General features: G+C 55.3%; 14 protein-coding genes. All 14 read right to left on the reverse strand.

The window, feature by feature from the left end:
* Positions 1 to 95: 95 nt before the first annotated feature.
* The 14 genes from ptsG to yceD all read right to left on the reverse strand — a co-directional run bounded on the left by ptsG (position 96) and on the right by yceD (position 12,521).
* The gene (ptsG, locus tag J5067_RS06650) at positions 96 to 1,529 is read right to left on the reverse strand and encodes a PTS glucose transporter subunit IIBC (RefSeq protein ID WP_264650719.1); all 1,434 of its coding nucleotides are present in this window, start codon (positions 1,527 to 1,529) and stop codon (positions 96 to 98) included.
* 307 nt (positions 1,530 to 1,836) lie between these two features.
* Positions 1,837 to 2,634: a metal-dependent hydrolase gene (locus tag J5067_RS06655; protein ID WP_264643065.1), complete on the reverse strand. Its 798-nt coding sequence runs from the start codon at positions 2,632 to 2,634 to the stop codon at positions 1,837 to 1,839.
* 19 nt (positions 2,635 to 2,653) lie between these two features.
* The gene (gene holB / locus J5067_RS06660) at positions 2,654 to 3,667 is read right to left on the reverse strand and encodes a DNA polymerase III subunit delta' (protein ID WP_264650720.1); all 1,014 of its coding nucleotides are present in this window, start codon (positions 3,665 to 3,667) and stop codon (positions 2,654 to 2,656) included.
* Positions 3,668 to 3,669: 2 nt separating this feature from the next.
* Positions 3,670 to 4,338 (reverse strand): dTMP kinase, encoded by a 669-nt coding sequence (tmk, locus tag J5067_RS06665; protein WP_264650721.1) that lies wholly within the window; start codon positions 4,336 to 4,338, stop codon positions 3,670 to 3,672.
* Positions 4,328 to 5,353: an endolytic transglycosylase MltG gene (mltG, locus tag J5067_RS06670; protein WP_264650857.1), complete on the reverse strand. Its 1,026-nt coding sequence runs from the start codon at positions 5,351 to 5,353 to the stop codon at positions 4,328 to 4,330. Before mltG ends, tmk begins: the two co-directional genes overlap by 11 nt.
* A 14-nt stretch (positions 5,354 to 5,367) precedes the next feature.
* Positions 5,368 to 6,168, reverse strand: coding sequence for an aminodeoxychorismate lyase (gene pabC / locus J5067_RS06675; protein ID WP_264650722.1), 801 nt, complete (start codon positions 6,166 to 6,168; stop codon positions 5,368 to 5,370).
* A 196-nt stretch (positions 6,169 to 6,364) separates the two neighbouring features.
* Entirely contained in the window at positions 6,365 to 7,606 is a 1,242-nt protein-coding gene (fabF, locus tag J5067_RS06680) for a beta-ketoacyl-ACP synthase II (protein ID WP_264643069.1), read from the reverse strand.
* Between the two features lie 82 nt (positions 7,607 to 7,688).
* Entirely contained in the window at positions 7,689 to 7,925 is a 237-nt protein-coding gene (gene acpP / locus J5067_RS06685; protein WP_012765204.1) for an acyl carrier protein, read from the reverse strand.
* A gap of 154 nt (positions 7,926 to 8,079) precedes the next feature.
* Positions 8,080 to 8,814 carry a 3-oxoacyl-ACP reductase FabG gene (gene fabG, locus J5067_RS06690; protein WP_264650723.1) on the reverse strand — a complete coding sequence of 245 codons (735 nt, stop codon included), beginning with the start codon at positions 8,812 to 8,814 and terminating at the stop codon, positions 8,080 to 8,082.
* A 14-nt stretch (positions 8,815 to 8,828) separates the two neighbouring features.
* Positions 8,829 to 9,758 carry an ACP S-malonyltransferase gene (gene fabD / locus J5067_RS06695; RefSeq protein WP_264650724.1) on the reverse strand — a complete coding sequence of 310 codons (930 nt, stop codon included), beginning with the start codon at positions 9,756 to 9,758 and terminating at the stop codon, positions 8,829 to 8,831.
* Between the two features lie 18 nt (positions 9,759 to 9,776).
* Positions 9,777 to 10,730 carry a beta-ketoacyl-ACP synthase III gene (locus tag J5067_RS06700; RefSeq protein ID WP_264650725.1) on the reverse strand — a complete coding sequence of 318 codons (954 nt, stop codon included), beginning with the start codon at positions 10,728 to 10,730 and terminating at the stop codon, positions 9,777 to 9,779.
* A gap of 6 nt (positions 10,731 to 10,736) precedes the next feature.
* Positions 10,737 to 11,783 (reverse strand): phosphate acyltransferase PlsX, encoded by a 1,047-nt coding sequence (plsX, locus tag J5067_RS06705; RefSeq protein ID WP_264643073.1) that lies wholly within the window; start codon positions 11,781 to 11,783, stop codon positions 10,737 to 10,739.
* Positions 11,784 to 11,812: 29 nt separating this feature from the next.
* Positions 11,813 to 11,983: a 50S ribosomal protein L32 gene (rpmF, locus tag J5067_RS06710; protein WP_009112338.1), complete on the reverse strand. Its 171-nt coding sequence runs from the start codon at positions 11,981 to 11,983 to the stop codon at positions 11,813 to 11,815.
* A gap of 16 nt (positions 11,984 to 11,999) precedes the next feature.
* Positions 12,000 to 12,521: a 23S rRNA accumulation protein YceD gene (gene yceD / locus J5067_RS06715; RefSeq protein WP_264650726.1), complete on the reverse strand. Its 522-nt coding sequence runs from the start codon at positions 12,519 to 12,521 to the stop codon at positions 12,000 to 12,002.
* Between the last annotated feature and the right edge of the window lie 3 nt (positions 12,522 to 12,524).

Consider the following 12,524-nt stretch of genomic DNA (forward strand, 5'->3'; position numbering starts at 1 on the left):
TTGTTCAGACATTTGAATTTCAGCGTGTTCACCGCAGGTCAGCGCCCAATAAAAAAGGGAGCTTACGCTCCCTTTATCACTCCCCGGACCACGAATCAGTGATTACGGATGTAATCATCCATATCCGTTTTCAGGTTGTCCGATTTAGTACCAAAAATTGCCTGTACACCGGAACCTGCGACAACAACACCGGCTGCACCCAGTTTTTTCAGGCCTGCCTGATCCACTTTGGCAACATCACCGACGCTGACACGCAGACGCGTAATACACGCATCCAGATTGGTGATGTTCGCTTTGCCACCGAATGCGCTCACCAGCGCCGCTGCCATTTCACTGTTGTTATGCGCAGACTGTTCAGAGGTGCTCTCTTCACGGCCCGGCGTTTTCAGATTCAGTTTGGCAATCAGTACGCGGAAGATGGTGTAGTAAGCCAGCGCGTAGCACAGGCCAACAATCGGGAACAGCCACAGATTGCTACCGTTACCGCTCAGCACCACGAAGTCGATCAAACCGTGGGAGAAGCTGGTGCCATCGCGCATGCCCAGCAGGATACAGATAGGGAACGCCAGACCCGCCAGAATGGCATGAATCACGTACAGGATCGGTGCCACGAACAGGAAGGAGAACTCGATCGGTTCAGTGATCCCGGTCAGGAACGAGGTCAGCGCCGCAGAGAGCATGATACCGCCCACTTTAGCGCGATTCTCCGGCTTGGCTGAGTGCCAGATGGCAATCGCCGCCGCAGGCAGACCGTACATTTTGAACAGGAAGCCGCCCGCCAGTTTACCCGCGGTCGGGTCACCGGCCATGTAACGCGGGATGTCACCGTGGAACACCTGACCCGCTGCGTTGGTGAATTCACCGATCTGCATCTGGAACGGCACGTTCCAGATATGGTGCAAGCCAAACGGCACCAGTGAACGTTCAACAATACCGTACAGCCCGAATGCCAGCACCGGGTTCTGATAGGCAGCCCAATGCGAGAACGTCTGGATTGCGGTCCCTACCGGTGGCCAGATAAAGGAGAGCACCACGCCGGTGATGATCGCCGTCAGGCCGGAGATAATCGGCACAAAGCGCTTACCGGCGAAGAAGCCCAGGTATTCTGGCAACTGGATGCGGTAAAAGCGGTTGAACATGTAGGCCGCAATCGAACCTGCGATGATCCCGCCGAGCACCCCGGTATCCGCCAGATGTTGTTTGATGATCACTTCGGGCGGCAGTTGCAGCACCAGTGGAGCCACCGCAGCCATCGTCTTCACCATGATGCCGTAGGCAACAACGGCCGCCAGCGCGGAAACCCCATCGTTATTGGTAAAACCGAGGGCAACGCCGATGGCAAAAATCAGTGGCATATTGGCGAATACGGAGTCACCCGCTTGCGCCATCACGCTTGAGACGATGGCCGGTAGCCAGCTAAAGTTGGCCGATCCGACGCCCAGCAGGATACCTGCAATGGGCAGTACGGAAACAGGCAGCATTAGCGACTTACCTACTTTTTGCAGGTTGGCAAATGCATTCTTGAACATAATTGAGTGTGCTCCTGAGTAATAGTGCTTTACGGCGTTATAGCAACAAAAGGCGGGGAGGATACCCTTTGTTATTTGAGGGATTTATCCCTCTTTTAATTTTTACGCAGAGTAAAATAAATGAATCATTCAATGTTTGACTGCTATCACGTTTCATTGCGCCAGCAGGTCGAGTAGCGCACAAAATCACTATTTCTGTCCCTAACAGGCAGGCAGAATTTCTGTCGCTGGTGGCGAAATCACCAACCAGCGCACAGATGAGCGTCAATTAATTACGCGGCACAAAAAAACTCGGCCATTTTAATCACTAGACGGCGGCGGTCAACCGCTGCGAATCGATGTGGAACAGGCGGGAGAAATTGTCTGTGGTAGCCGTCGCTAATTGTGCAAGATCAACACCTTTTAGCACGGACAGGTACTCGGCGACATCGCGCACATAGGCAGGCTGGTTCTCTTTGCCACGAAACGGCACCGGCGCCAGCCAGGGCGAATCGGTTTCAACCAGCAGGCGATCCAGCGGAACAAACCGGGCAACGTCGCGAAGTTCGTCTGCATTGCGAAACGTCACAATGCCTGAAAACGAGATGTAGAACCCCATATCCAGCAGCGTGCGCGCGGTCGCGATATCTTCCGTGAAGCAGTGCAACACGCCACCACAGCGCTCTACCCCCTCTTCTTTCAGGATATCAAGGGTATCCTGACGTGCCGAACGGGTGTGCACGATAACCGGTTTGTTTAACTCACAGCCGACACGAATGTGTTCGCGAAAGGAATCACGCTGTTGCGCCTGCGTTTCCGGCTGATAATGGTAATCCAGGCCGGTTTCCCCCATCGCCACCACGTGCGGATCGGCGGCCAGTTGGCGTAGCTCGGCATAATCATACGGCGCGTCCTGATTAAGAGGATGCACGCCGCACGAATAAGCCACCCCCGGCCGATCGCCGATCAGTTCACGCATGGTGCGAAAACCGGGCAGTGTGGTTGCCACCGCCAGCACAAAGCCGACGTCACGCGCCCGCGCTTTGGTCAACACATCAGACACATCTTTATGCAGAGATTGATAATCCAGACCATCAAGGTGGCAGTGCGAATCCACTAATAACATGCTATTTACTCAACGCTTATCAAACAGAGAAAGGAGGGAGGGAATTCAGGCTTGCCGTTTGGAACCGTTGTTCCCATTCCAGCAGCACATCGGCCAGCAGAAGTTCACGGTTCACGCCTGTCACCGTCAACAGTTGATGGCGGCAGCGCAGCCAACGCGCCAGCACCGCATCGATTTCCGCAGCGGGTAATTGGTTGGCTAACAGCGCTATCAGCGCATCCTGATCGAGGTTGACGCGCGCGCTCGCAGCTCCACGCTGTATTTTTAACGCATCAAGCAGCAGCGAGGAGAGCCAGTGAAGACGCTCCGGTGCGTCCTCGTGGTTCAGTTGCGGCAACAACGAATAAAACGCACACGTTGGCACCGCGTTTGCCAGCGCCTGACATAAGGCGGTGCGCTGACGCGCGGTGTCGTCTTGCAGCAGGTGCTCAGCCGCCAGCGGCGCACCGGCCTGCAACCGCAGCGCGGTTTGCAGCGCCTGCGCAGGCGCAGGGTGTCGTTTATTCAGCCAGACAACGCTCTGCGCTTCGTCGGGTGTTGGCAGATACAGGTGCAGGCAGCGGCTGCGCAGCGTCGCCAACAAACGCGCTGGCTCATGGCAACCCAGCAGAAAATAGGTCGATTCTGGCGGCTCTTCCAGGGTTTTTAACAGCGCGTTGGCCGCCGCTTCCGTCAACTGTTCGCTGTTTTCAATCCATACCAGCTTGGCTCCGCCCTGCCGTGAACGCTGATAGAGGTTTTCCAATACGCTGCGTATCGCATCAACCCCTAACGTCTGCTTGCCCTTTTCCGGGCTGAGGGCATACCAGTCAGGGTGCGTGCCCGCCATCATCAATTTACAGGAATGGCACTCGCCGCAGCTTTTCATGCCCTCGGGCTTCTGGCACAGCACGCGTCTGGATAACGCATACACCAGAGATTCGCGACCCATACCGGGCAGCGCGTGCAACAATACCGCATGGTGCGCCCGCCCCTCCTGATATCCCTCAATCAGTTGCCGATAGGGTCCATTCAACCAGGGATACCATTCCATGCTTAGCGCTCCTGTACCGACAGCGGCGCAGCTTCTGGTGCCGGCTGCTGACCAAGCCACTGCACCAGCGCGGCTTCAATATCAGCACTCACCTTGTCCAACGACTGCGAGGCATCAACGGTAACGATGGTGGCATCGGCGGCGGCAAGCGCCTGATAGCGTGCGCGGGTGCGGGCAAAGAAATCCAGCGATTCCTGCTCAATGCGGTCGAGTGCACCGCGCTGACGCGCGCGCGCCAATCCCTGCTCCGGCGGAATATCCAAATACAAGGTCAGATCGGGGCGAAAGGTGCCCAGCACGGTATCGCGCAGTGACTGCATCAATTGTTGATCCATACCGCGCCCGCCGCCCTGATAAGCCTGCGAGGAGAGATCGTGGCGATCGCCAATCACCCAACTGCCACGCGCCAAGGCGGGTTTGATGACATTTTCCACCAGTTGCACGCGCGCGGCATAAAGCATCAATAATTCCGCTTTATCCGTGATTCTTTCGTCGTCAGCGCCCTGTTTTATCAGGTCACGCAGCCGCTCGGCCAGCGGCGTACCGCCCGGTTCGCGGGTAAAAACCACATCCTGCACCCCGTGCGCCCGTAAAGTGGTTAATACGGTGTTCTGCGCACTGGTTTTGCCTGCGCCTTCCAATCCTTCAATCACGATAAATTTACTGTTCATCCCGGTCCTTCAGCGTTGAGCGGTAAGCGCGCACTGCACGGTTATGATCGGCAAGGTTGGTGGTGAAACGGTGCCCACCCTTACCGTCCGCCACAAAATAAAGATAATCTGTTTTTGCCGGATGCGCGGCGGCTTCAAGTGCAGCTCGACTCGGCATGGCGATCGGCGTCGGCGGCAACCCGGCAATCACATAGGTATTATACGGCGTCGCGGTGTCCAGCGCGCTACGCGTTATCACGCCACGATAATCCTCACCCATGCCATAAATCACGGTAGGATCGGTTTGCAGACGCATGCCAGCACGTAGACGATTCACAAACACCGAGGCGACCTGAGGGCGCTCCTCTTTGACTGCCGTCTCTTTTTCAACGATGGAGGCCATGGTCAGCAGTTCTTCCGGCGACGCATAGGGCAAGCCCGCTTCGCGGTTTTTCCACACCCCGTCCACCACACTACGCATACGATGATGTGCACGCAGCAGCAGATCGCTGTCGCGCGTCCCAGCGGTGTAAAGATAGGTATCGGGATAGAGCCAGCCTTCCGGGTTCTCTGCCTCTTTAATGTCCAACAGCGCGGCGATCGCTTGCGGCGTTTGATCCTGCACGCTGTGCGTCAGGTAAGGTGCGGTTTTCAACGTTTCCAGCCAGTCGCGCAGTCGCGATCCTTCGACAAAACGAATAGAGAACTGCGCCTCTTTGCCGCTCGCCAGCAGCGCCAGCATCTCCCGTACCGTCATGCCCGGCATAAAGCGGTAGGTCCCGGCTTTAAACTTGGCTAATTCGGGCTCTGCGCGCAGCAACCACTGAAACAGCACGGTTGAAGGGATCACCTGCTGTTCTGTCAGCGTCGTTTCCAGCCCTTCTCTACCAGTTCCGGCCGGAAGGGTGAAAATGGTCTCATGTTCAATCAGCAGCGATGAGCGGGCAAACTGTTGCAGGTTATGCCATGCAGCGCCGAGTGCCGAGGCGAGTACTATCACCAACAGCAGGAAAAATAGCGTTTTCTTTCTTTTCATCATTCAACCATCGACTAACCGTTAGGGCTCAGTAGTTGGTACAACGCTCTGGAGCGATAACACCAGGTATCAATTTGATTGACCGGAAGCACCGGCATCAACGCATTACACACCAACACTTCATCAGCATCGGCGAGCGTCGTCACGGGTTCGCGCACCACCTGTAGTTGATAATCGGGGTAGTGGGCCAAGCGGGTCATCACCTGCTGGCGCGCTACGCCACTCACGCCCGCCGCTGACAGATCCGGCGTAAAAACCTGACGGCCCTTGCGCCAAAACAAATTAGCCGCACAGCATTCCACCAGGTAGCCCTCAGTGTCAAGCACCACCACGTCATCGACAGCTTGTGCTTCCATCTCCTGGCGTATCAGGATCTGCTCCAGCCGGTTCAAGTGTTTAATGCCCGCCAATCGTGGGTTGCGCCCTAATGTGACCGGACTGATGCCAAGGGTGATGCCCTGCTTGCGCCATTCGATGTAATGCGCTGGATAACCCGTCTGCATCACAATGCGCGTCGGTTCGCCACAAGACAGTGTGCTGTAACCTCGACCGCCACTGCCGCGCGTTAGGATGGTTTTCACTACGCCTTGCTCAACCCCCTGCGCCGCCCGCTCCATTTCGGCTTGCAGTGTATCCCATGCCGCAAACGGAATAAGCAAACGCTCAGCGTCCTGACGTAACCGCGCCATATGCAATGCTAACCACACGACCTTGCCTTCCAGCACGCGCGCGGTGGTGAAGCATCCATCACCGTACTGGAGGCCACGATCGGCAACGGTTATCTGCTCTTGCACCTGACCATTTATCCAAAACATACGCAGTCCTCACCCAACACGTTCATTTACACTGACGCCAACAACACCAATAGCCGCGGCAGTAGCGTGACGTTCAGAGTGCCAGTAACCCAGGGCGGCAACAAGTGGCGTGTTCTGAATTCTGCCCTACCACAATGATGGGTGACAGGCAAAAAAAAACCCGGTTGCCCGGGCTTTTAGCGGTATCGCAACGCTGTTACACGCGGCGGAATACCAGTGAACCGTTGGTGCCGCCAAAACCGAAGGAGTTACACAGTGTGTATTCCATATCGGAAACCTGACGTGCTTCATGCGGTACAAAATCCAGGTCGCAACCTTCGTCCGGATTATCCAGATTGATGGTCGGCGGAACAACCTGATCGCGCAGCGCCAGCGCCGTGAAGATAGATTCCACAGCGCCCGCAGCCCCTAACAGGTGGCCGGTCATGGATTTGGTTGAGCTCACCATTACGCGGCTCGCTTGTTCACCAAACACGGATTTCACCGCGTGCGTTTCCGCCAGGTCACCCGCAGGCGTTGATGTGCCGTGCGCGTTGATGTACCCAATCTGAGCCGGGGTGATGCCCGCATCGCGCAGAGCGTTTTGCATCGCCAGCGCCGCGCCCGCACCGTTTTCCGGCGGTGACGTCATGTGATAGGCATCGCTGCTCATGCCGAAGCCAACGATTTCGGCGTAAATTTTCGCGCCGCGTTTCTTCGCATGTTCATACTCTTCCAGCACCATGATCCCGGCACCGTCACCCAGCACGAAACCATCGCGATCTTTATCCCACGGACGGCTTGCCGCCTGAGGATTGTCGTTACGCGTGGAAAGTGCACGGGCTGCGCCAAATCCACCAACGCCCAGAGGCGTACTGGCTTTTTCCGCGCCGCCAGCCAGCATGATATCTGCATCGTTGTAAGCAATGATGCGCGCCGCATGGCCGATATTATGCACGCCAGAAGTACAGGCAGTGGCAATGGAAATACTCGGACCACGCAGTCCGAACATGATGCTCAGATGCCCAGCCACCATGTTAACAATGGTGGAAGGGACAAAGAACGGGCTGATTTTACGCGGACCGCCGTTCACCAGTGAACTGTGGTTCTCTTCAATGAGCCCCAGGCCACCAATGCCGGAACCGATCGCCGCACCGAAGCGCGTCGCGTTTTCTTCCGTCACTTCAATACCGGAATCGCGCATGGCGTTAATGCCCGCGGCGACACCGTATTGGATAAAGGCATCCATCTTGCGCGCTTCTTTGCGCGAGATGAAATCCTCGCTATTGAAATCCTTTACTAAGCCAGCAAACCGAGTTGCATAGGCAGTAGTATCGAAATGGTCGATCGGGCTGATGCCACTCTGACCGGCAAGAAGAGCAGTCCAGGTGGACTCAACTGTATTGCCGACAGGAGTTAACATGCCCAGTCCGGTCACAACTACACGACGCTTAGACACGCTTGTCCTCCAGGGAGGGAAAATATGACACTGCGGGACAAAGAAAACTTAGGCGGTCGAATGACCGCCTAGATATGTTCGCTTACTGCTGGTTAGCCTGAATAAAATCAATGGCTGCCTGAACAGTTGTGATTTTTTCTGCTTCTTCGTCTGGAATTTCAGTATCAAATTCTTCTTCCAGCGCCATTACCAGTTCAACGGTGTCAAGAGAATCAGCGCCGAGGTCATCAACGAAGGAAGCGTTGTTAACCACTTCTTCCGGTTTAACACCAAGCTGTTCAACGATGATTTTCTTAACGCGTTCTTCGATAGTGCTCATACTCTTAAATTTCCTATCAAAACTCGCTTTCGCGATGGTTTTCGTAGTGTATAAAATGTTGAAAAAGATGCAACAAAATCCCGGCTGGTCTAACCACGATTTTGTGCTATTTTGCGGTTTTCACCGCAAATAACGCAAATAAATTCCGAGCTATTTAGATCATATACATGCCGCCGTTGACATGCAATGTCTCACCCGTAATATAACCAGCCTCATCGGAGGCCAAAAAAGCAACAGCACTGGCGATTTCTTTAGCGTCCCCAAGACGGTTCGCAGGAACCTGGCTCAAAATGCCTGCACGTTGTTCTTCTGTCAATGCCTGCGTCATATCGGTTTCGATAAAACCTGGCGCAACCACATTGACAGTAATGCCGCGTGAGGCCACTTCGCGCGCCAGCGACTTGCTAAAACCAATCAGGCCCGCTTTCGCTGCCGCATAGTTCGCCTGTCCGCCGTTCCCCATGGTCCCGACTACGGAACCGATGGTGACGATACGGCCAAAGCGCTTTTTCATCATGGCACGTAACACCGCTTTTGACAGACGGAATACCGATGTCAGGTTGGTGTCGATAATATCTTGCCACTCATCGTCTTTCATTCGCATCAACAGGTTATCACGCGTAATACCCGCGTTGTTGACCAAAATGTCGATTTCACCGAAATCCGCACGAATGGCTGTCAGTACTGCTTCAACGGACGCCTGATCGGCGACGTTGAGCCTATAACCTTTGCCATTGGCACCCAACCACTCGCTGATGGCTTGCGCGCCATTTTCGCTGGTGGCGGTTCCCACCACGGTGGCACCGCGAGCAACCAGCGTTTCTGCGATCGCACGGCCAATACCGCGGCTGGCACCCGTTACCAGGGCGATTTTTCCTTCAAAGCTCATGGTACTCTCCGTTCTTATTGTTCCAGGGCCGCAGACAGTGAAGCCGGATCGTTAATCGCCGCCGCACTCAGGGTATCAACGATACGCTTTGTCAGCCCGGTCAATACTTTGCCCGGTCCCGCTTCCAGCAAGGTGTCAACACCTTGGGCTGCAACGTAGGCGACACACTCGGTCCAGCGCACCGGGCTGTACAGCTGTTTTACCAGCGCTGCACGGATGGCATCGGGATCGGTTTCGCTACGCGCATCAACATTGTTTACCACTGGAATGGCTGGCGTAGTAACTGTAATCGTTTTTAACGCCTCTGCCAGTTTTTCTGCCGCAGGTTTCATCAACGCGCAGTGGGAAGGCACACTCACCGGCAGCGGCAACGCACGTTTGGCCCCGGCGGCTTTACAAGCAGCACCGGCACGCTCAACGGCTTCTTTGTTACCCGCGATAACCACCTGCCCCGGCGAGTTGAAATTCACCGGAGAAACCACTTGCCCCTCGGCAGAGGCTTCACAGGCCGCCGCAATGGCATCGTTATCCAGACCGATGATGGCGTACATGGCGCCCGTCCCTTCCGGCACGGCTTCCTGCATCAGTTTGCCGCGCAGTTCAACCAGACGCACCGCTTCCTGAAAATCCAGCGCACCGGCACACACCAGCGCCGAATATTCGCCCAGACTGTGGCCTGCCATCAGCGCGGGCTGTTTGCCGCCCTGCTGCTGCCACACCCGCCAAATCGCCACCGACGCCGTCAGCAGCGCTGGTTGAGTTTGCCAGGTTTTATTCAGTTCTTCCGCCGGGCCTTGTGCAGTGAGCTGCCACAAGTCATAACCCAATACCTCAGAAGCCTGGGCAAAAGTTTCTTGTACTACCGGGTACTGTGCCGCCAGTTCAGCCAGCATGCCGACTGTCTGGGAACCTTGCCCCGGAAATACCATTGCAAATTGCGTCATTTTAAACGTCCCGTTTGATCAAAAACGAACCAGCGCAGAACCCCAGGTGAACCCGCCGCCAAAGGCTTCCAGCAGGATCAACTGACCGGGTTTTATCCGCCCATCGCGCACCGCTTCATCTAGCGCGCAGGGTACGGAAGCGGCCGACGTATTGCCGTGGCGATCGAGTGTCACCACAACCTTGTCCATGCCCATGCCCAATTTCTTCGCCGTGGCACTGATGATACGCAGGTTAGCCTGATGCGGCACCAACCAGTCCAGTTCGCTCTTGTCGAGCTGTGCGGCATGCAGCGTTTCTTCAACGATGTGCGCCAGTTCCGTCACGGCCACTTTGAACACTTCGTTACCGGCCATGGTCAGGTAGGCAGGTTGATCCTGATGCGCACGATCCTGATGAGGCAGCGTCAACAGATGGCCATAGCGACCATCTGCGTGCAGATGGGTTGACAGGATGCCGGGCTGTTCCGATTGCCCTAACACCACCGCGCCCGCACCGTCACCAAACAGAATGATGGTACCGCGATCGGCAGGATCCAGGGTGCGCGCCAGTGTGTCTGAGCCAATCACCAGCGCGTAATCTACCGCACCGTTTTTAATATATTGATCGGCAATGCTGAGCGCATAGGTAAACCCTGCGCAAGCCGCAGCGACGTCAAAGGCGATGGTGTCGCGGATCTCCAGCATCTGTTGAACCTGACACGCGGCGCTTGGAAACGCGTGCGTAGAGGACGTGGTTGCGACAATCAGCAAGCCAATCTTGTCCTTGTCAACGCCCGCCATCTCCAGCGCGTTCAGCGCGGCCTGATGTCCCATGGTCGCCACGTTTTCATCCGGCCCGGCAATGCGGCGCTCACGGATACCGGTGCGCGTCACAATCCACTCATCGGAAGTGTCGACCAATTGTTCTAAATCAGCGTTCGTCCTGATTTGTTCAGGCAAAAAACTGCCCGTTCCGATTATTTTAGTATACATGTACGCTCAGTCACTCTTGGGTAATACAGTTTTCAGGCGCGCCGCAATTCGGTCAGGAAGTTGCCGCTGCACCGCCTGCATTGCCTGTTCGATAGCGACGGCAAACGCCCGTTGGTTTGCCGCGCCATGGCTTTTTATCACGGTGCCCCGCAGCCCTAACAGACATGCGCCATTATATTGATCAGGATTGAGATGTCCGAACCGTTTCGCCAAACGTTTTTGGATAAAACGGCCGATCAACGTGAGCCACCACGCTTGCTTTGCTTTATGCCCGACATCGGTCGACGACGATTTAAGCAGTGACAGGAACATCCTTACCACGCCTTCCATCGTTTTCAATGTGACATTACCCACAAAGCCGTCACAGACCATCACGTCGGTTTTGCCCGTCAACAACTCATTGCCTTCAAGATAACCAATATAGTTAATCGAGGGCGTATTCTTTAGCTGCGCAGCCGCATCGCGAATCGCGGCCAAGCCTTTGGTCTCTTCTTCGCCGATGTTCAGCAGGGCGACGCGCGGATTGTTCAGCGCTAGCACTTCTTCGGCCATCACTGAACCCATCACGGCAAACTGTACCAATTGCGCGCTGTTACACTCGACATTGGCACCCAAATCCAGCACCACCGTTTTGCCCTGCTGCTGATGCGGCAGCACCGTCACCAAGGCAGGACGATCGATACCTTCCAACGGTTTGAGCAGCAGTTTCGCCAGTCCCATCAAAGCACCGGTATTTCCTGCGCTCACGCACGCCTGTGCCCTACCCGTTTTAATCAGTTCCAGCGCAATGCGCATCGACGTGCCACGACTGGCACGGATCGCCTGCGACGGGCGCGCATCACTCGCAATAACCGATTCAGCCGGCACAATTTCCAACCGGGAGAGTAAAGCAGAATCGACTTTGGCGAGTAATGGATAAAGCGCAGCGGGATCGCCGACCAATAACAAGTGAAGACCCGGATTAGAAGCCAGTGCCTGCAATGCCGCAGGCACTGTAACGCAGGGACCGACGTCCCCGCCCATTGCATCTAACGCCAGTGTGAGGCGTGTCAAGGTATTGCCTTGCTAATAATTCGTGAGAATTATTTGGCAATAACCTTGCGACCGCGGTAGTAACCATCCGCAGTGATGTGATGACGCAGATGAGTTTCGCCAGAAACTTTGTCTACGGAAACAGAAGAGGTGGTCAGCGCATCGTGAGCACGACGCATACCACGTTTGGAACGGCTAGGTTTGTTCTGTTGTACGGCCATGGACCTTACTCCTTAATTACTTACGCTTTAAACTGGCTAATACGGCAAACGGGTTCGGTTTCTCCGCCTCTTCAGGCAGTTTACCGAACACCATGTCCGCTTCGGACACTTCACAGTGTTCAGAATCGTGTACCGGAGCGATGGGCAATACGAGAATAATCTCATCTTCAACCATCGCCAGCAAATCGACCTCGCCAAACTCATCGACATCGATCGGCTCATACGCTTCCGGCAGAGCCTCTGCCTGCTCGTCATTGACGACAGGACTGAAACAAAATGTGGTGTGAATCTGATGTTCGAACGGCTTTTGGCAGCGCTGGCACATCAGCGTAACGTCCACTTGTGCACTGCCGTTAATCACCGCCAGGCGCTGATTATCGATATTAAACGATAAAGAGACCTGAACATCACTATCCACACTTGCCACAGACTCGGCAACGCGTGCAACTTGTTCAACCGTGTAGACACCAACATAGTCTAACCGTTTTTGAGCCGTGCGAACCGCATCCAGGGTCAGGGGTAATTTTACCTTTTGCATAGG

This window comes from Candidatus Symbiopectobacterium sp. NZEC151, assembly GCF_025962655.1.
Taxonomy (GTDB): Bacteria; Pseudomonadota; Gammaproteobacteria; order Enterobacterales; family Enterobacteriaceae; genus Symbiopectobacterium.

What these genes read in the sequence shown, in the direction of transcription:
- ptsG (WP_264650719.1), bottom strand. Translation starts at nt 1,529, where the DNA reads ATGTTCAAGAATGCATTTGCCAACCTGCAAAAAGTAGGTAAGTCGCTA.
- J5067_RS06655 (WP_264643065.1), bottom strand. Translation starts at nt 2,634, where the DNA reads ATGTTATTAGTGGATTCGCACTGCCACCTTGATGGTCTGGATTATCAA.
- holB (WP_264650720.1), bottom strand. Translation starts at nt 3,667, where the DNA reads ATGGAATGGTATCCCTGGTTGAATGGACCCTATCGGCAACTGATTGAG.
- tmk (WP_264650721.1), bottom strand. Translation starts at nt 4,338, where the DNA reads ATGAACAGTAAATTTATCGTGATTGAAGGATTGGAAGGCGCAGGCAAA.
- mltG (WP_264650857.1), bottom strand. Translation starts at nt 5,353, where the DNA reads ATGAAAAGAAAGAAAACGCTATTTTTCCTGCTGTTGGTGATAGTACTC.
- pabC (WP_264650722.1), bottom strand. Translation starts at nt 6,168, where the DNA reads ATGTTTTGGATAAATGGTCAGGTGCAAGAGCAGATAACCGTTGCCGAT.
- acpP (WP_012765204.1), bottom strand. Translation starts at nt 7,925, where the DNA reads ATGAGCACTATCGAAGAACGCGTTAAGAAAATCATCGTTGAACAGCTT.
- fabG (WP_264650723.1), bottom strand. Translation starts at nt 8,814, where the DNA reads ATGAGCTTTGAAGGAAAAATCGCCCTGGTAACGGGTGCCAGCCGCGGT.
- fabD (WP_264650724.1), bottom strand. Translation starts at nt 9,758, where the DNA reads ATGACGCAATTTGCAATGGTATTTCCGGGGCAAGGTTCCCAGACAGTC.
- J5067_RS06700 (WP_264650725.1), bottom strand. Translation starts at nt 10,730, where the DNA reads ATGTATACTAAAATAATCGGAACGGGCAGTTTTTTGCCTGAACAAATC.
- rpmF (WP_009112338.1), bottom strand. Translation starts at nt 11,983, where the DNA reads ATGGCCGTACAACAGAACAAACCTAGCCGTTCCAAACGTGGTATGCGT.
- yceD (WP_264650726.1), bottom strand. Translation starts at nt 12,521, where the DNA reads ATGCAAAAGGTAAAATTACCCCTGACCCTGGATGCGGTTCGCACGGCT.